The following is a 19,507-nucleotide window of genomic DNA, read 5'->3' on the forward strand; positions in this document are numbered from 1 at the left end:
CATGCGCGTGCTGCATACGGCGGACTGGCATCTGGGCAAAACGCTGGAAGGCCGAAGCCGGTTTGAAGAACAGGAAAAATTTATGGAAGAGTTGGTGGAGATCGTCCGCCGCGAAAAGGTCGATCTAATCCTGATGGCGGGAGACGTGTACGATAGCGTGAATCCGCCTGCGGCGGCCGAGCAGCTTTTTTATGAAAGTGTGGCCCGCATTCGGGCAGAAGGCTGCCAACTTGCGGCGATTGCCGGCAATCACGATCACCCGGAACGGGTAGCGTCGGTACGTCCGTTGGTCAAAGACAGCGGGATCTCGTTAATCGGGCTGCCGACGGAAAAAGCGCTCGCGCTCGACGTGGCACGCACGGGAGAGCGTGCGATTATCGCCGCTCTTCCTTATCCGTCGGAAGCACGCTTGAACGAACTGTTGACGATCGACGGCACGGACGAGACGTTGCTGCGCCGCGCGTACAGCGAACGCGTAGGTCTGCTGATGCGCAAGCTGGCGGCCGATTTTTCGCCGGAAACGGTCAACTTGGCGATGAGCCATATTTATGTACTCGGCGGTCTGGAATCCGATTCGGAGCGTCCGATCCAGGTGGGCGGCGCGTACACGGTCGATCCGTCGGCGCTTGCCTGCGGTGCGCAGTATACGGCACTGGGACACCTGCACCGTCCGCAATCGGTCAAAGGCGAAGGCATCATTCGGTATAGCGGTTCGCCGATCGCGTACAGCTTTTCCGAAGCGGGCCAGGCGAAGTCGGTCATGCTGATGGATATCGAACCGGGCCAAGAACCGAAGCTGGAGGAAATCTATCTGTCCTGCGGGCGGCAGCTTGTCGAATGGAATGCAAAAGAGGGCATTGCGCAGGTGTACGGTTGGCTGGAGGAAGGCCGGGACGCAGGAGCATTTATCGATCTCAAAATCACGTTGACTGAAGCCATGTCTCTCGGCGATATTCAGTCGCTGAGAAAAGCCTGCGAAGGGCTTGTCCATATCCGTCCGGTATATCCGCAGCTAGAACAAGCAGATATGCCGGAAGAGCGTGTGCGCTTGCCTATGCATGAATTGTTCAAAACTTTTTACCGCAGACAAACAGGTGGCGCGGAGCCTGACGATGCCATGGTGAGCTTGTTTATGGAATTGGCTTCCGAAGACCGGGATGCCGCTTTGGAAGGAGGAGACACCGAATGAAGCCGATTACGCTGAAATTATCGGGATTGCAAAGCTACCGCGAAGCGCAGGAAGTCGATTTTACCGAGCTATGCGAAACGGGGTTGTTCGGGATCTTCGGACCGACCGGAAGCGGAAAGTCCACCGTGCTCGATGCGATCACGCTGGCGATGTACGGCAAAGTCGAGCGCGCCTACGGAGGCACGCAGGGGATCATGAACCATTCCGAAGACACGTTGTTCGTCGCGTTCACGTTTGAACTGGAATCTTCGGCGGGCGTGCGGCGTTTCCGCGTCGAACGTCGTTTCAAGCGTACGGGCGAAGTGTCGGTCAGCAATACGCTGAGCCGGTTTATCGAGGTCAAGCCGGAAGGCGACGACGTGGTAGCCGATAAGCTGGCGGAGGTGACGCGCGCGGTCGAAGAACGGATTGGGCTTAAAATGGATGATTTCACGCGCGCGGTCGTGCTGCCGCAAGGCAAATTCGCGGAGTTTTTATCGCTGAAAGGCAGCGATCGGCGGCAAATGCTTCAACGTCTGTTCCATTTGGAACAGTATGGGGACCGCCTGATTCAAAAGCTGAATAAGCGTACCCGCGATACCGAAGGTTCGCTGCGTGCGGTCGAGGCCGAACAGCAAGGGCTTGGACTCGCTTCTGCCGAAGCTGTGGAAGCAGCAAATAACCAGTTGAAGGAAGCGTCCGCTTTGGCGGAGAAGCAGCGTAAAACGCTGGATACGGCTGCTGCCGAACATAACAAACTATCGCGTGTGCGCGAACATGCAGGCGAACGCGACCGCGTGTTGGCGACGCTTGAAGAACTGCGCAGTCGCGCTGAATCTGTGCGCGAACTTCAGATTCGGGCCGAACGTGCGCGAGCTTCGGCGCAGCTGTTACCCACACTGGAGCGTTTCCGGTCGGCTGCGGTTCGTTCGAAGGAACTGACTGCCGGAGCGCAGCGGCTGCGCATTGCGCTGGATGAAGCGAAAAGCCGCACGGATAGCGCGGTTTCGGCGGAGGCTCAGGCGCGTGAAGCTTTAACAAGCGCAGAACCGCAGCTGCTGCGCCGAACAGCGGAACTCGAGCAAGGGCTTCAGCTTGAACAGGAGCTGAAAACGCTGCGCGAAGAAAGCGAACGTCTGGAACGCGGACGGAGCGAAGCGGCTTTGCGTTTGGAGCGCGCGCGCCAGGATGCTGATGATCTTCGGCGCAAACTGGAACAGGCCAATGTCCTGCGGAATGACTTGCAGGAAAAGCTGAATGCCTGCGAGGTTCGCAGCGCCGATCGCGCCGAATTGGAAGCGGCAGGACGCCTTGCGGATTCCATGGCGAGTTTGGAAGATCAGCTTCCTGGAATTCGTCGCGATTTGGACGAAGCGCAGCGTCAAGAAAATAAAGCCGAGGCGGAACTTGCGGCAGGACGTGGGCAAGAGCAAATCTGCCGAAAAGAACTGGAGCGTTTCGCTGATCAGGCGCACGCTCAGAGCGAAGCTTTGACAGCTTTCGATACGGAGCTGTCCGAATGGCTGACAGACCTGGCGGCAGAGGAGCAGCGCTTGGAGCATGCCGGCCTTGAACACGCCAGACGCCGTATGGCGGCGGAGCTGGCGCAAGCTTTGAACGAAGGCGACCCGTGCCCGGTCTGCGGAGCGACGCATCACCCGCTGCCGGCGGGCGAAGACCCTTCCGCCGCCGAAGCTGCGGCGGAACTGGAACCTCTGCGCGCCCAGCAGCTCGGCGCGCGCGAGCTTCGCCTCGCCGCCGCCCGCCTGCGGCAGGGCAGCGAAGCCCTGGCCCGGCGCCTGCGCGAAGAACTGGCGCAGACGCCGGGCGCTTCCGCCGCTGCGCAGGCGGAAGCCGAGCACCCTGCGCCCGAATCCGCGCAGGGCAACCCCGGGCCGCCCCTCGAAGCGGCCGGCGCAAGCCCCGGCTCGCCGCGTGCCTCGGCGACCTCTTTAACGCCGCAGGCCCGCGCGGACGAATTCGTCCGCTTGCAGGCTGCGGCCCAAGCCTTCGAGCGCGGGTCCGCGCAGCTCGAAGGCCAGGCAAGGGACGCCGAGCGCGCTTACGGGGCTTCCGCCCGGGGGGCGGAAGCCCCCCGCATCCGCCTGGACGGCGCGGTGCGTCAACGTCAGCGCGCAGCCGAGCGCGTCAGCGAATTGGAGCAGCGGCTAAGCGAAGCCGAAGAACGTTGGAAAGCTTCCTTCGCCAAGCTTCGCCGGGACGAATTGGAGCGTCAGCGCGCAGACATTCGCGGCCGCGATACGCAGGCCGAAGAACTGAAGCAACGGTTGGACAAAAGCGTGCCTGTTATTCGCGGAATGGAAGAAACGCTAAAAGCTTATGCAGAAGCTTCGGCTGAAGCGGAACGGAGTCTTGTTCAGTTTACCGCGCAAGCCGAAGGCCGGTCGGAGCTGCTCAAGGAAAAAGAACTGCGTCTGCATGAAGTTTCCGGCGGATCTTCGGTTGCTGAGCTTCTGCGTGAAGCAACGACCCGCTTGCAAAGCCTGCGCCAGTCGGCGGAACAAACGCGCCTTGATCTGGAAGCGGCACGCGAAGCCTGGCAGCTCGCCGCGAATGCTTCGGCGGCGGCGGAACAAGCGGTAGTTTCGGCAGCGGAGCATGCGACCGCTGCCGAAGCTTCCTGGAACGAAGCGCTGTCTTCCTCATTGTTCGCAACGGAACAGGAGGCGGAGTCATCCCGGATGGCTGCCGATGAGATCGCGGAAGCTGAACGCCGCGTGCAAGTTCACCGCGAACGGGAGAATGAATTGTCCTCACGCCTGCGCGAGCTGGAAACATTGCTGGAAGGCATCCAACTTTCGGAAGAACAGTGGATAGACTGCGTGAAGCGATTGGAAGAAGCGCGGCGCCTCGACGAAGAAGCTCTGGCAGGCCGAGCGCGTGCGCAGCGGGATCTGGAAGACGTATCGGCAAGACATGGACGCTGGAGCGAATTGGAGACCTCGCGCGTAGAGACTTCTTCGGAACTGGATCGCCTGACCCGGCTTCAGACCTGTTTCCGAGGCAATGCTTTCGTGGAGTACGTAGCGGAGGAGCAGTTGATCCAGATCAGCCGGGCCGCTTCGAATCGCCTGCGGTTCTTGACCAAACAGCGTTACTCGCTTGAGGTCGATTCCAGCGGCGGATTTGTCGTTTGCGACGATGCCAACGGGGGCGTGCGGCGACCTGTATCTACGTTGTCGGGCGGCGAGACATTCCTGACCTCGCTATCGCTGGCACTTGCTTTGTCTGCGCAGATTCAGCTGCGCGGCGAATACCCGCTTCAATTCTTTTTCCTCGACGAAGGTTTTGGCACGCTCGACCCCGAGCTGTTGGATACGGTCATTACTTCGCTGGAACATCTGCATAACGACCGGTTGTCGGTAGGGGTTATCAGTCACGTGCAAGAGCTGCGTGCCCGATTGCCGAGACGGCTTGTCGTCCAACCGGCAGATCATGCAGGCGCAGGCTCAAAAGTTGTTTTGGAGAAAATGTAATTCAGTATTCGGGCAGAATACGTGATTTCGATCACAGATACAGATTCAAGTCGTTGTTATAATACAGTCAGCCGACATCATATGAGAAGTACCCCGAACTACGATTTTCCTTTGGCTTTTCCGAAGCCTGGACTCGATCGTCGTTCAAGCATGCAGATTCTTTTGGGATTTGCGGGGGGCTTCTTTTTTTTGTTTTTTCCTGCGTTTATTTGTACAATGAATAAAGTGAACTTGCGGAGCAAAGCTCGGCATTCCCATTGAACGGCTGCACGAATCTGTTCGTGTCCTATGGCCGCCGAATAGACGAGGAGGAACCCTTATGAGCGAGACGATTTTCAGCAAAATTATCGAAGGCAGTATCCCAAGCAAAAAAGTATTCGAGAATGAAAGAATCTATGCTTTTCACGATATTCAGCCTGCGGCTCCGGTGCATGTACTGATCGTACCCAAAAAGCCAATCCCGTCGCTGAATGAGATCGAACAAGAAGACTTGGCTGTAATCGGAGAAATCCACCAAGTAGCGGTACAGCTGGCTCAAGAACTCGGTATTGCGGAGAGCGGGTACCGGGTGATCAATAACTGTGGCTCCGACGGCGGTCAGACCGTTTCGCATCTGCATTTCCATTTGCTTGGCGGTGCAAAGCTTGGGGCGTTAACGGGAATTTCGGGATCGCACGAGTAACCAAGCAAAAAAACTCCAAACGTCGCCTGCCGCCGGTGGCTTTTCAAGCAAGCGAGGCAGGAACAGGCAGATGCGCGAATATATCCGTATAACCTTTTTGATAAGCATTGACACGGGGTTTAATTTTCGCCTATAATGAAAGTTGATTAACCGTGTTATGCTCTTGGACGGTCTGGTCGGAGGGAGGGGAAACTGGTGTCTGAAACTAAAGTTCGCAAAAATGAGACTATTGATGCTGCTCTTCGCCGCTTTAAACGCTCTATTGCAAAAGACGGCGTACTGGCGGAAGTCAAAAAGCGCAAGCATTATGAGAAGCCTAGCGTAAAGCGTAAGAAAAAGTCTGAGGCGGCTCGCAAAAGAAAGTTCTAAAGATGTGTTTTTTTCGTTTGCCGATTTTTTCGGCAACAAACACATCACCAAGATGTGTTTTAGGCGATTTTTGCCGAATTGCTTCGGCAACAAACACATCACCAGTAGGAGGCTTTATTTTAAATGAATCTTAGCGAACGATTGAACGAAGATATGAAACAAGCCATGCGGAGTAAGGATAAATTCAAACTCTCGACCATACGAATGATTCGCGCAACGGTCAAGAATCAGGAGATCGATTTGAAGCGGACTTTGGATGACGCAGAAGTGCTTGATATTCTGAGTCGTGAAATCAAGCAGCGCAAAGATTCCCTCCAAGAGTTTAAAAAAGCAGGTCGTGACGATTTGGCCGAGACTGTCGAAGCCGAGATCGTTATTGTTGCTGAATACCTTCCCGCTCAGCTTGCTGAAGAAGAAGTTAAAGCCATTGTACAGCAGACCATCCAGGAAACCGGTGCTTCTTCCAAAGCCGATATGGGCAAAGTCATGGCCGCTCTGATGCCGAAAGTCAAAGGACGCGCCGACGGGAAGTTGGTTAACCAAGTGGTTCAGCAGTACCTGCAATAAACGAACAAAATAAACGCCTTTCCGGGGTTCCGGAAAGGCGTTTTTGTTATGCAATTTCAACTTTTTTGCGAAAAGCGGGATTTTTTTGAAACGCCCGGCCGACTTGCGCGTATACTAGTATTGAGACACTTTCGCATGTGTACAAACAGAGGGAACCGACGGAATGGATTTGGGTGCATGTGACAACATTCAAAAGAAGGAGGGAGACCTAATGGATACACAAGCGCGTTCCAAATGGTGGATTGGCATGGCGGCAGCGCTGTGGGGCGTCGTTTGGCTGGTTGGCATTCCGCTGATTGTCCTGACGTCGTTCGCATCTTCGGCATCTGCTGCCGGTGTAGCGAATTCGGCGCCGGAGCAAGCAGGGTTTTTGGCTAATGTCTCGACGTTTCTGACGACGCCCGTGATGCTTACGCTGTTGCTCTTTATCGGACTTGCCGGCGTCATTATCGAACTGCTCGTGCCTGGACTGATTTTCCCGGGACTGCTCGGCGTAAGTGCGTTTATTTTGTACTTTTTCGCAAGCACGTTCGAAGGCTTGGCCGGACCTTACGTATGGTTATTGTTCGCGGCGGGGATCATTCTTATGGCGATTGAAGTGTTCGTGCCGAGTTTCGGTATTCTGGGCCTGCTCGGGGCTGGCTCGCTGATAGGAGGAGTAGTCATGGCAGCATGGGCAACAGGGCATGCTTTGCAAACGCTCGGAATCGCTTTCGTATTGGCGGCGGCAGCGGTAGGGATTGTCGTCTTTGTCTTCAAGGAGCGGGGAATCTGGAATCGCTTTATTTTGAAAGACAGCCTGACGTCGGAAGCCGGGTATAATTCTGCAATCACGCGTCATGAATTGGTTGGACGCGACGGGATCACCCTAACGCCGCTTCGGCCGTCGGGTACGATCTTGATCGACGGAGAACGGGTTGACGTCGTTAGTGAAGGCGCGTTCATTGAACGGGACAAAGCGATCGTGATTGTAAAAACAGAAGGTGGCCGAGTTGTCGTACAAGAAAAATGGAACAGCGGGTTGGGACCGATCGAACCGATCTGATTTTTCCAAGGCTGTAACGTAAGCAGGAAATATTGAAGCAAGTGAACGACATAACGGAGTTCGGAGCGTCGTACGGAATGTCTTGGTCGCTTCGGACCTTAAATTTGGAGGGGTACTTATGGCAGATGCAGTTTGGATTACGCCGCTACTTATCGTAGTGGTCGGTATTATTATTTTGAGCATTTTCTTCAGCTTTTTCCCGGTGGCATTGTGGATTTCAGCATTGGCTTCCGGCCTGCGCATCGGGATTATTACGCTGGTCGCCATGCGACTGCGCCGGGTTACGCCAGCCCGAATCGTCAATCCGATGATCAAAGCGCACAAGGCTGGTTTGAGCTTAACAATCAACCAACTTGAGAGTCACTATTTGGCGGGTGGTAACGTTGACCGAGTCGTAAATGCCTTGATTGCCGCACACCGTGCGAACATTCCGTTAGAATTCGAGCGCGCTGCCGCAATCGACTTGGCAGGCCGCGACGTGCTGCAAGCCGTGCAAATGAGCGTTAACCCGCGCGTGATCGAAACACCTAGCGTATCGGCAGTCGCACGTAACGGTATCGAAGTTGTCGTTATCGCTCGCGTAACTGTGCGTGCCAATATCGATCGCCTTGTCGGTGGTGCTGGCGAAGAAACGATCATTGCCCGTGTAGGTGAAGGTATCGTCACAACCGTAGGTTCCAGCGATACGCATAAGGAAGTCTTGGAAAACCCGGATAAAATTTCGCGTACCGTTTTGGAAAAAGGTCTGGATGCTGGTACGGCGTTTGAAATCCTGTCGATCGATATCGCGGACGTGGACGTAGGCAAAAACATCGGTGCCTTCCTGCAAACGGAACAGGCGGAAGCCGACAAGCGTATCGCCCAGGCGAAAGCCGAAGAACGCCGCGCCATGGCGGTAGCGGAAGAACAGGAAATGAACGCACGCGTTATCGAGATGAAAGCTCGCGTCGTGGAAGCCGAGTCGGAAGTTCCGATCGCGATGGCCGAAGCGCTGCGCGGCGGCAAGCTTGGCGTCATGGATTACCTGAATATGAAAAATCTCGAAGCCGATACGGAAATGCGCGGATCGCTGGGCGGCTTGAACGTTACCCATGTGGACAAGCAGGACCCGCATAACAACAAATAAACGGTAAGCAAAAGGCAGAACAGGAGGGGAGTCTATGCCCCAGTTCTTGGAATGGATCACAAGTAACTTTTTTATCGTCATTATCATTGTAGGTGCGCTGATTTCCGTATTCGGTAAAAAGAATGCGAAACCCAACGGAGGCGGCGAACCTTTCGGAGGACGAGGCGCCTCTCCGCAAAGACAAGGCAATCCGGCCCGGCGTGTGCAACCTGCTGAAGGTGAACGTCAGTCGCCATTTAACGGTGCGCCGACAAGTTCGCGACAAAGCAACGAAAATCGTCGTTCCGATTCGCAGCGGTCCGGCATGAATACGGAACGGACCAATCTTGATGAAGCTTCTCGCCAAATGAATGCCGAGATCGAAAAAAGACTACGGGAACAGCGCTCGATGCAACGCGGCGAGCGCAGCGTAGCAAACGCAACGCGTCAAATCGAGCGTGCGGTTTCCGGTTCCCGAAAAGATTCATCAAAGCCGAAAAATTCGACTTCGAGTGATACGGCTCTTTCGGTTCAAACGGCTTCGGCGTCGTCGCTGATGTCGAACCCGACAGCGGACGAATTACGCAAAGGCGTATTATGGGCTGAAGTCCTGGGTTCACCCCGTGCAAGAAAGCCATATTCCTCCGGACGCCGATAACTCTGCGGAGTCGCCATCTTCGGATGGTGGGGCTGCCGGCCTTTTCCGCCCTAAACGGATAGGCCGGCTTTTTGCATTTCTTCGGATTCTGACGAATAAAAGCCCACCCAAAATCTTTTGCAAGGGGAGTCGGAGAATGGTACAGTTGAGGAATAACAATCTATGCTGAAGCTGAACATTACATCGATTAAGGAGACTGAGAGCTTTTGACAGAACAGACGAGAAGCATCAAGATCCCGTTACATAACGCGGGGGAAGGATTGGCCCTGTTTGGCCCGCAAGACACGTATCTCAAATTGATCGAACGACAGTTTGAAGCGCGTATCGATAGCCGTGAAGAAGAGATCGCCGTCCACGGACCGCAGCAGGAAACAGACCGACTGGAGCATCTGTTTGACGTATTGCTTCAATTGGTACGTAATGGTTATAACTTAACGGAGCGCGACGTACAATATGCACTGGATCTGGCCAAAGAATTCCGGGCTGACCAACTGCTTGATTTGTTCAAGGGTGAAATCGCCGTCACATTCCGGGGCAAGCCGATTCGTCCCAAAACGATCGGACAAAAACATTATGTAACGACGATCAAGAAAAAAGACATCGTGTTCGGGATCGGCCCAGCCGGTACCGGCAAAACATATCTGGCTGTTGTATTGGCTGTCACTGCGCTCAAGGAAGGGCTAGTGAAGCGTATCGTGCTCAGCCGTCCAGCGGTTGAAGCAGGTGAAAGTCTGGGTTTCCTGCCAGGCGATCTGCAAGAAAAAGTCGATCCCTATCTGCGTCCGCTCTATGATGCGCTGTATGACATCATGGGCACCGATCAGGTCGCTAAAGCGCTGGAGCGCGGTCTGATTGAAATCGCGCCGCTCGCCTACATGCGTGGACGTACGCTCGACGATTCCTTCATCATTTTGGACGAAGCCCAGAATACGACGCCGGAACAGATGAAAATGATTCTGACACGTCTCGGATTCGGCTCCAAAATGGTCATTACGGGCGACGTGACGCAGATCGACTTGCCGCGCGGCAAAAAGTCGGGTCTGGTTGAAGCTCGTCTGGTCTTGAACGAAATTTCGGATATCGGCTTTGTGACGTTTGCCCAAGAAGACGTAGTCCGCCACTCGTTGGTACAAAAAATTATCGTGGCTTACGAAAAAGCGGCGGAAAGCATCGAGTAAAAGGCTGTTCCAAGTTCATTTGCGAACGAGCTTAGGAGTCTAATACCGGAGGTTCTTCCCTATGGCTTCAAAAGAAAAATGGAAACGCAAAACCGACCCCAAGCTGTCAGGTTGGAAAAGCAGCGGGATCGTTAAACTTATTTTATTTCTGCTTTTGACGCTGATGTTTTATATCGGACTGTACCCGAAGCTGATGCCTGAAAAGTACGATATTCAGGTGAACATGCCCAGCGACAAAGAAATTTTGGCCCCGGCGCAGATTCCGAACAGCAAAGCGACGCTTCAAGCGCAGGAGGAGGCGGCTGAGAAGGTTCAACAGGTCTATCGAATTTTCTCGCTGCGTAACGATACACTGATTAGTCAACTGCTTGATCGGATCGATACCTTGAATCAGGACGATCAATTGACGGATGCGAACAAGATCGAGATCTACAGGGAAGAATTGCCGCAGAAGGTTAGCCAGTTCATGGCAAACTCGATTCGTAATAGTGGCAATAACGGAGCCTATTCCTCGACGCTGTTGCAAGAAGTAAGAACGCGCGTAGGCGAACAGGAATACGATATCCCGGAAGAAACCTTTTACAAGATTCCTTCATTAACACCGGCGCAAATTCAACAAATGAAATCGGAAGCGACAGGCATTGTGTCTCGTTTGATGAGCGATCAAGTCACGGATGCGCAGACCGCGAGAGCCCAGGTCGCGGAATTCGTCAGCCGAAGCACGCTCACCGATCGGACTTCGCGCGAAGTGGTGCAGGAGTTGATTAAGCTCTCGATCACGCCGAACCGTTTTTACGATGAAGAAGCAACCAAGGAAGCAGCCGTGCAGGCGCGTGAGAATACCGAGACGGTTTATATCGGTCAGGGTGAAGTTCTGGTGCAGCGCGGCGAGATCATTACGCAGGACACCTATAATCTGCTCAAAGAAAACGATATGTTGAAGACGGAGATCAATTACTGGCCGCAGTTCGGCTTGCTTCTGCTGTCCGTTCTGCTTGCTTTTGGTCTATTCCTGTTCACGCGTCAGAGCGGAGCGGAATTCCGTTACGATAACCCGCAGCTTTTGATGATTGCGCTCATTTACTTCATCATGCTGATCGCGATGCACCTGACGGCTCTTGTGCAAAGCGATACCTCGAAATATGTCGGGTATTTGGCTCCGGTCGCGATTGGTTGTACGCTCATTACGCTGCTGCTCAACAATTCGTTTGCTTATTTTAGCGCGATTATTTTCTCGGTGTTGGCGAGTATTGTATTGAACGCCGGGCAGTCGGGCACAGGCATCTTTGACTTCCACTTCGGCTTTTATACATTGGTTGTGTCCTACGCGGCAATCTTTACCGTGCATAAGGCCAGCCAACGCTCTACGATTCTTAAAGCCGGGATCATGGTCAGTTTATTCGGGGCGGTTGCCGTACTGGCACTGTCGTTGATCGGCGATGCGGACTTGAACCGTAACACGATTCTTTATCCGGTCGCTTTCGCACTGGCTTCGGGGTTGTTGACTGCGATTCTGACGATTGGTCTGATGCCTTTCTTCGAGGTAACGTTTGGGATTTTGTCGGCGCTTAAGCTGGTTGAACTGTCGAACCCCAACCATCCGCTGTTACGTAAGCTGTTGATCGAGACGCCGGGGACTTATCATCACAGCGTCATGGTCGGCAATTTATCGGAAGCTGCGGCCGAGGCGATCGGTGCGAATGGACTGTTGTGCCGGGTGGGTTCGTATTATCACGATATTGGTAAAACAAAGCGCCCGAGCTACTTTATCGAAAATCAGAATAACATCGAGAATCCTCACGACTCCATTGATCCCAAGCTGAGTAAATCGATTATCGTGGCGCATGCCAGAGATGGCGTGGAAATGCAAAAAGAATACAAACTGCCTAAGCGCATTCGTGATATCGCGGAACAGCATCACGGAACGACGTTCCTGTATTTCTTCTACCAGAAGGCTTTGAAGCAAGCCGAAGAGCGTGGCGTAGAGCCGGACTTTACGGAAGCGGAGTTCCGCTACCCTGGGCCGAAAGCCCAATCGAAGGAAGCCGCCGTGGTCGGAATCGCAGACAGTGTCGAAGCGGCTGTACGTTCTCTGCATAAGCCAACAATCGACCAAGTCGAATCGATGATCGGCAAAATTATTAAAAGCCGTCTGGACGATCAACAGTTCAATGAATGTGATATTACGCTCAAAGAGCTTGACGTGGTTGCCAAGACGCTTAAAGAAGCGGTAATGGGAATTTTCCATTCTCGGATCGAATATCCTGAAGAGGTTAAGCCCAAGACAAAGGAGAATTGACGCATGAGTCTGCAACTGGAATGGAGCAACGAACAAAATGAGTACGAGATCAGCGAACAACTGATTGAACAATTGAATAAACTGCTTATCGCAGCCGGAGCCGTGGAAGGCGTGACGGATGGGGAAGTGGCGCTGACTTTTGTCGACGATGAAGAAATTCACCGTTTGAACAAAGAGTTCCGCAATATCGATCGTCCCACCGATGTGTTATCTTTTGCGATGCGTGAATCGGTAGGTGAAGAACCGGAGATTACGTATGAAGTGGAAACGGAAGACGAGGTAGGCCCGGAGTTTGATGAAATGCTGGGTGATATCATTATCTCCGTACCGCGTGCGATCGCGCAAAGCGAAGATTACGGACATTCGGTTGAACGGGAGCTGGGCTTCTTGTTTGTGCACGGATTCCTTCATTTGCTGGGTTACGACCATCAGACGCCGGAGGATGAAGCGGTCATGATGGGCAAACAGGAAGCGGTCCTGCAACAAATCGGACTGACACGCTAATGGACAAGCAGCGTACTTGGGGGGATGTGTTCCGAAATGCCTGGGATGGCGTTCGGGCGACGGCTTCGACGGAGCGGAATTTCAGGGTGCATCTGGCTTTATGTGCGGCTGTGCTGCTTCTGGGTGCGCTGCTGAAAGTTCCGCGTTTGGACTGGGGATTGCTGTGTCTGGCGATCGGTTTGGTCTTATCCGCCGAATTGATGAATACGGCTGTCGAAGCTGCTGTTAATTTGATTGTAGGCGATCGGCTCCATCCGTTGGCGAAAAAAGCAAAAGACGCTGCCGCGGGGGCTGTATTGGCTTCCGCGTTTTTTGCCGCCGTGATTGGATGTATTGTTTTTGTGCCGCCGCTGCTGAATATCGCCAAATCATGGGGCTGGATATAAACGGACCCGGCAACTTGCGAATAGTGCTGGTTGCGGACGCTTTGCAGGTGTACAATAGAATTCCACTTAAGTGAAGCGGAGAGGGGCAACACAATCATGGCAATCGATACAACTACGCTTATTCAGGAAGCAATTAAAGCCCGGGACAAGGCTTATGTGCCCTATTCGGGATTCAAAGTAGGTGCTGCCCTGCTCGACGAGCATGGACATGTACATCACGGCTGCAACATCGAAAATGCGGCATACGGACCTTCAAACTGCGCGGAACGTACGGCCTTGTTCCGGGCAGTCGCCGATGGCCATCAACCGGGAAGCTTTACGATGTTGGCTGTTGTCGGTGATACGGATGGACCGATTGCGCCATGCGGCGTATGCCGTCAGGTACTGGTTGAATTGTGCAAGCCGGATATGCCGGTCGTGCTTAGCAATCTAAAAGGCGAAACTCGTGAAACCACGATCCGTGAGCTATTGCCAGATGCGTTCGGACCCTGGGATCTGGATAAATAACAAGACATCAAGAGGAGGAATACGATGCAAAGCAGAAAAGGCTTTAAATCCGGTTTCGTCGCGATCGTCGGTCGGCCGAATGTCGGCAAGTCGACGCTGATGAACCAAATTATCGGACAAAAGATTGCGATCATGTCGGATAAACCGCAAACGACACGTAACAAAATTCATGGGGTGTACACCGATAACAGTAAACAAATCGTTTTCCTGGATACCCCCGGCATTCACAAACGTCAATCCAAGCTTGGCGACTTCATGAATAATACGGCATTGAATACGCTGGGCGAAGTCGAAGCGGCGATGTTCCTGATCGATGCGGCAGAAGGAATCGGCGGCGGTGACCGTTATATCATCGAGCAGTTGGGCAAGATCAAAACGCCCGTGTTCCTGATTCTGAATAAAATCGATCTGGTCGCGCCGGAAGCGCTGCTGCCTTTGATCGAGACGTATCGCAAGCTATACGAATTCGCGGAGATCGTACCGATCTCGGCCAAATTCGGCAACAACGTGGACACATTGATGGAGCAGTTGGGCAAGTATCTTCCGGAAGGTCCGCAATATTATCCGGAAGACCAAATTACCGATCACCCGGAACAATTCGTTATCGCTGAGTTGATTCGCGAAAAAATTCTTCAAATGACGCGTGAAGAAGTTCCGCACTCGATAGCGGTCACGATCGAAGATATGAAAAAGCAGGATAACGGCGTTGTTTCCGTTGGCGCCGTTATTTTCGTCGAACGCGATTCGCAAAAAGGCATCGTCATCGGCAAACAGGGCGCAATGCTGAAAGAAGTCGGCAAACGTGCCCGTCAGGATATCGAAAACCTGCTCGGCTCGAAGATTTTCCTGGAGCTATGGGTCAAAGTGAAAAAGGATTGGCGCAACCAGGATCGCGTTCTGCGTGATCTGGGCTTCCACCGGGACGCTTAGATGCTGTACCGTCTCGAAGGTATCGTGATCCGGGCTATGGACTACGGGGAGACAAACAAGATCATTACGCTCTGTACGCAGACGCATGGCAAAATCGGCGTGCTTGTCCGCGGAGCCAAAAAGGTTAAAAGCCGCCACGCTTCGCTAACCCAGCCTTTTACGTATGGCATATTCAGTTTTTTCCGCGGCGGAAGCGGGCTCGGCACGCTGAACGACGGCGAGATTTTCGAGTCGAACCATAAGCTGCGCGAAGACTTGATTTTGGCTGCGCACGGAGCTTACGCCTGCGAGTTGATTGATCGGGGGCTGCAAGACGAGGATACCGGTAGCTTCTGGTTCGAGCAATTGCAGGCTTTTTTGAGCGGGATGCGCGAAGGCAAAGATCCCGAAGTGATGACCCGGCTTTTTGAGATGAAAATGCTTCAAGCTTCGGGCTATGGCCCTGAACTGGAGATCTGCTCGGCGAGTCAGCGTCACGTCGAAGGCGATGCGTTGATCAGTCCGAGGCTCGGCGGCGTGCTCAGCATTCCTTTCCGAGCAGCCGATCCGTACGCCGTCCCGGTCACGGGCCGGGCCTTATCGCTGCTTCGAGTATTTGCGAGACTCGATCTGCGCCGACTCGGCAATGTGGACGTCAAGCCGGAAACCAAAGCCGAGCTGAAAAAAGTGATGGAAGCGTTGATGCGCGAGCATATCGGCATGAACCTGAAATCCAAACGTTTTCTCGATCAACTGGAGAACTACGGCTTTGACAAATAAGACTTGCCGCTTTACAATAAAGTGACATTGCCGAACGTCTCGTCACGCGTTGAACGGAAAGCATGGGAATCAAACTACGGTTTTTTTTAAAACAGCGAGCCGGGGAGAGTGCAAGCCCGGACGAACCGCGATTTTCATGATCAGGCACTTCCGGGAGCGAGCAAGACGCCAAGCGTACGGAAAAGAGGAATGCGATTCGTGATCGTTCGACGATCGCCACGCATTCAAGTAGGGTGGAACCGCGGGTGTTATTACGTTAATCAAGTCCGAACCGGCGTTCAATCATGAACGCTTGACGCGATTAACGGAAGATGTGCATCGAGAGGAAAGGTATCGAAGATACCTTTTGCATTTATCAAATCTCTTGAACTTGACCTCCAACTAAAATTCATCAACGATGAATTTAAAGGTCTTCTTCGAACGGAATATTCTTTTTTCAAAAGTCTATCCTGTCTTTGATAAATGTTTATCCTTATCTCCGATGCACAACCAACTCTCGTCCCTACGTCTGTCTAATCAGGCGTAAGGACGGGAGTTTTTTGCGTATTTCCATTTATTTTCCACCCTACTGCAAAAATTCCCCCGTCCGGTCAGCCGATCCAATCCACAAAGGAGTGCTTACGATGAATTTTCAAAGCATGATCCTGACGCTCCAGCAGTTCTGGGCGGAACAGGGATGTATTAACGCACAGCCTTACGACACCGAAAAAGGCGCCGGCACGATGAACCCGATGACGTACTTGAGGTCGCTCGGACCCGAGCCTTGGAAAGTCGCTTACGTCGAGCCTTCGCGTCGCCCATCCGACGGTCGTTACGGGGAAAATCCGAACCGGTTGTACCAGCATCACCAATTCCAGGTCATCATCAAGCCTTCGCCGGACAATATTCAGGAACTGTATTTGGACAGCCTGAAAGCACTCGGCGTCGATCCGTTGATCCACGATATCCGTTTTGTCGAAGACAACTGGGAAAACCCGACATTGGGTTGTGCGGGTCTTGGTTGGGAAGTCTGGCTGGACGGTATGGAGATTACCCAATTTACGTATTTCCAACAAGTCGGCGGCATGGAAACGAATCCGGTCGCGGTCGAAATCACGTATGGTATGGAGCGTCTGGCTTCGTACATTCAGGATAAAGAGAACGTGTTCGATCTGGAATACGTGGAAGGCATGACGTACGGCGACGTTTATCGTCAAGCCGAGTACGAGCATTCCAAATACACCTTCGAGCTGTCCGATGCTCAAATGCTGTTCACTCTGTTCAACATGTATGAGCAGGAAGCCGGACGCGCGGCGAACGAAAACCTGGTTTTCCCGGCGTACGATTATGTTTTGAAATGTTCGCATACGTTCAACCTGCTCGACGCGCGCGGCGCAATCAGCGTTACGGAACGGACCGGCTATATCACAAGAGTGCGTAACCTGGCCCGCAAAGTCGCAGCCGCGTATGTTGAAGAACGCGAGAAGCTGGGCTTCCCGCTTATTAAGAAAGAGGTGGAAGCGTAATGGCAAAAGATCTGTTGCTCGAAATCGGGCTTGAAGAAGTACCGGCTCGCTTCCTGCGCGCCGCGATGAACCAACTGCGCGAGAAAACGGAAAAATGGTTGGACGCATCGCGTCTGAGCTACGACAAAGTCGAAGCTTATGCCACGCCTCGCCGTCTGGCGGTTTTGGCTCGCGGCGTGGCGGAGAAGCAAGATGACGTGAATGAAGAAGTAAAAGGTCCTTCCCGCAAAATCGCGCAGGACGCAAACGGCGATTGGTCGAAAGCCGCTCTGGGCTTTGCCCGCAGTCAAGGCGTCGAAGCGAGCGATTTTACGTTCAAAGAACTTGGCGGCGTGGAGTATATTTATGCCACGAAAAGCCTGAACGGACAAGAAGCGTCCGCGTTGCTGCCGGAAGGCTTGAAAAGCATCATTTCTTCGCTGACGTTCCCGAAAAATATGCGTTGGGGCACGTACGATTTCCGCTTTATCCGCCCGATTCGTTGGATGGTCGCTTTGTTCGGGGCGGACATCGTACCTTTCGAGATCACCGATGTCGCTACGAACCGCGTATCGCGCGGACATCGTTTCCTTGGCAGCGAGACGTCGATTGCACAGGCTTCCGATTACGTCGAAGCGTTGCGCGGCCAGCATGTACTGGTTGACGTCGAAGAACGCGAAGCGTTGATCCTGAAGCAAATTCGCGATCTCGCCGAACAAAAGAACTGGAATATCGCGATCAAGGAAGATCTGCTTGAAGAAGTGCTGTTCCTCGTCGAGACGCCTACGGCATTGTTCGGTACGTTCGAAGAGTCGTTCCTGAACATTCCGCAGGAAGTGCTGATCACGTCGATGCGCGAGCACCAACGTTACTTCCCGGTGCTGGACGCCGAAGGCAAGCTGCTTCCGTTTTTCGTGACTGTGCGTAACGGCGATGCCAAATCGCTGGACGTCATCGCAAAAGGTAATGAAAAGGTGCTGCGCGCCCGTCTGTCCGATGCGAAGTTCTTTTACGAAGAAGATCAGAAAGTCGCGATTCAAGATTCACTGGCGAAACTTGAGAACGTCGTTTTCCATGAAGATTTGGGCAGCACGGGAGACAAGGTTCGCCGGATTCGCCAGACAGCGGACAGCATTGCGACGCAACTGAAACTGGGTAGCGAAACGGCGCAACATATCAGCCGCGCGGCCGATATTTGCAAATTCGACCTGGTGACTCAGATGGTGTACGAATTCCCTGAGCTTCAAGGCGTGATGGGTGAAGATTATGCGCGTAAAGCAGGCGAAAAGGAAGAAGTAGCCCGTGCCGTATTCGAACACTACCAGCCTCGTTTTGCAGGCGAATCGGTTCCGGCTTCGATCGTCGGTTCGGTAGTCAGCCTGGCTGATAAAACGGATGCGATCGTCGGATTCTTCGGCATCGGCATTATTCCGACCGGATCGCAGGACCCTTACGCACTGCGCCGCCAAGCGGCCGGTATCGTACAAATCCTGCTCGATCATCATCTGGAACTGACGCTGGAGCAGTTGTTCGGCCTGTCGATTGCCGTGCATGAGCAAGCAGGCCATTTGAAGCGCTCGGCAGACGAAGTGCGTAAAGACCTGCATGACTTCTTCGAACTCCGCGTGAAAAAATTGCTGTCGGATACGCTGCGTTACGATATCGTAGATGCGGTAATCGCAGCCGGGTTCGGAGATATCGCGGCGGTTGTGGCTCGCGGCAAGGCTCTGATGCACGCTGTTCAGCATGAAGAGGACTTCAAGACGACGGTCGAATCGTTCACGCGTACAAGCAATCTGGCTGCGAAAGCGCAAGAGCGCGAAGTGAAGCCTGAGCTGTTCGAAGACGAAGCGGAACGCGAACTGTTCGAATCGTGGGAATTGCTGCACGGGCAACGCGAGACTTGGGCTTACGCCGAAGAAGAAGGAACGATGACGGCAGCGGCCGCGGAACTGACAGCATTGTCCGGTCTTAAGCAACCGATTACGACGTTCTTCGACCGGGTAATGGTAATGGCAGAGGATGAAAAGGTACGCGCCAACCGTTTGGCTCTGCTTGCTGCCGTTGATAGCGACCTCAAACAATTTGCCGATTTCGGAAAGTTGGTTTGGCAGTAAGATCGGTGTAAAATAAAGGTGTACCCCGCTTTTTGCGCCAATTGAATAATAACCCGATACGGAATTTTTCCCGCGCAGAGAGCAAGGTCGGTCGCCATACGGCGGCACCGGATAAATTGTTTCTCTTCTGCTTGAGGAAGCGCAGAACCTAACGGCTCTCGCTTCTTCAAGCAAATGGCGGGGAACGTTCCGTTTTTCGCATAGGTTCGGGCGGAGCTGCATAGCAGCATACCGTGCCCGGATGAAGGGAGG

At 53.4% G+C, this 19,507-nt stretch carries 17 protein-coding genes; all 17 read left to right on the forward strand.

The window, feature by feature from the left end:
• Position 1: 1 nt before the first annotated feature.
• The 17 genes from WKI47_RS09905 to glyS all read left to right on the forward strand — a co-directional run bounded on the left by WKI47_RS09905 (position 2) and on the right by glyS (position 19,255).
• Positions 2-1,189 (forward strand): exonuclease SbcCD subunit D, encoded by a 1,188-nt coding sequence (locus WKI47_RS09905; RefSeq protein ID WP_340226976.1) that lies wholly within the window; start codon positions 2-4, stop codon positions 1,187-1,189.
• Entirely contained in the window at positions 1,186-4,665 is a 3,480-nt protein-coding gene (locus tag WKI47_RS09910) for an SMC family ATPase (protein ID WP_340226977.1), read from the forward strand. The genes WKI47_RS09905 and WKI47_RS09910 overlap by 4 nt, the downstream gene beginning before the upstream one ends.
• A 319-nt stretch (positions 4,666-4,984) precedes the next feature.
• A complete protein-coding gene (locus WKI47_RS09915; RefSeq protein WP_340226978.1) occupies positions 4,985-5,347 on the forward strand; it encodes a histidine triad nucleotide-binding protein in 363 nt (120 codons plus the stop codon).
• A 195-nt stretch (positions 5,348-5,542) separates the two neighbouring features.
• Positions 5,543-5,716, forward strand: coding sequence for a 30S ribosomal protein S21 (rpsU, locus tag WKI47_RS09920; protein ID WP_005547957.1), 174 nt, complete (start codon positions 5,543-5,545; stop codon positions 5,714-5,716).
• 123 nt (positions 5,717-5,839) lie between these two features.
• Entirely contained in the window at positions 5,840-6,283 is a 444-nt protein-coding gene (locus WKI47_RS09925) for a GatB/YqeY domain-containing protein (protein ID WP_037289974.1), read from the forward strand.
• Positions 6,284-6,494: 211 nt separating this feature from the next.
• On the forward strand, positions 6,495-7,328 hold the full coding sequence (locus WKI47_RS09930) for an NfeD family protein (protein WP_340226979.1): 834 nt from the start codon (positions 6,495-6,497) through the stop codon (positions 7,326-7,328).
• A gap of 118 nt (positions 7,329-7,446) precedes the next feature.
• Positions 7,447-8,454: a flotillin-like protein FloA gene (gene floA, locus WKI47_RS09935; RefSeq protein ID WP_340226980.1), complete on the forward strand. Its 1,008-nt coding sequence runs from the start codon at positions 7,447-7,449 to the stop codon at positions 8,452-8,454.
• Positions 8,455-8,488: 34 nt separating this feature from the next.
• Entirely contained in the window at positions 8,489-9,091 is a 603-nt protein-coding gene (locus tag WKI47_RS09940) for a hypothetical protein (RefSeq protein WP_340226981.1), read from the forward strand.
• A 206-nt stretch (positions 9,092-9,297) separates the two neighbouring features.
• Positions 9,298-10,269, forward strand: a complete 972-nt coding sequence (locus tag WKI47_RS09945) for a PhoH family protein (protein WP_340226982.1) — start codon at positions 9,298-9,300, stop codon at positions 10,267-10,269.
• A gap of 61 nt (positions 10,270-10,330) precedes the next feature.
• Positions 10,331-12,568: an HDIG domain-containing metalloprotein gene (locus WKI47_RS09950; RefSeq protein WP_340226983.1), complete on the forward strand. Its 2,238-nt coding sequence runs from the start codon at positions 10,331-10,333 to the stop codon at positions 12,566-12,568.
• Positions 12,569-12,571: 3 nt separating this feature from the next.
• A complete protein-coding gene (gene ybeY, locus WKI47_RS09955) occupies positions 12,572-13,072 on the forward strand; it encodes an rRNA maturation RNase YbeY (protein WP_340226984.1) in 501 nt (166 codons plus the stop codon).
• Positions 13,072-13,458 (forward strand): diacylglycerol kinase family protein, encoded by a 387-nt coding sequence (locus WKI47_RS09960; RefSeq protein WP_340226985.1) that lies wholly within the window; start codon positions 13,072-13,074, stop codon positions 13,456-13,458. Before ybeY ends, WKI47_RS09960 begins: the two co-directional genes overlap by 1 nt.
• Before the next feature lie 96 nt (positions 13,459-13,554).
• Entirely contained in the window at positions 13,555-13,965 is a 411-nt protein-coding gene (locus WKI47_RS09965) for a cytidine deaminase (RefSeq protein WP_425355449.1), read from the forward strand.
• A 24-nt stretch (positions 13,966-13,989) separates the two neighbouring features.
• A complete protein-coding gene (gene era / locus WKI47_RS09970; protein ID WP_340226986.1) occupies positions 13,990-14,895 on the forward strand; it encodes a GTPase Era in 906 nt (301 codons plus the stop codon).
• Entirely contained in the window at positions 14,896-15,654 is a 759-nt protein-coding gene (gene recO, locus WKI47_RS09975; RefSeq protein ID WP_340226987.1) for a DNA repair protein RecO, read from the forward strand.
• 623 nt (positions 15,655-16,277) lie between these two features.
• Positions 16,278-17,159: a glycine--tRNA ligase subunit alpha gene (glyQ, locus tag WKI47_RS09980; protein ID WP_172247103.1), complete on the forward strand. Its 882-nt coding sequence runs from the start codon at positions 16,278-16,280 to the stop codon at positions 17,157-17,159.
• Positions 17,159-19,255, forward strand: coding sequence for a glycine--tRNA ligase subunit beta (gene glyS, locus WKI47_RS09985; RefSeq protein ID WP_340226988.1), 2,097 nt, complete (start codon positions 17,159-17,161; stop codon positions 19,253-19,255). The genes glyQ and glyS overlap by 1 nt, the downstream gene beginning before the upstream one ends.
• Positions 19,256-19,507 lie beyond the last annotated feature (252 nt).

It is taken from the genome of Saccharibacillus sacchari (genome assembly GCF_037722395.1).
Classification (GTDB): domain Bacteria; phylum Bacillota; class Bacilli; order Paenibacillales; family Paenibacillaceae; genus Saccharibacillus; species Saccharibacillus sacchari_A.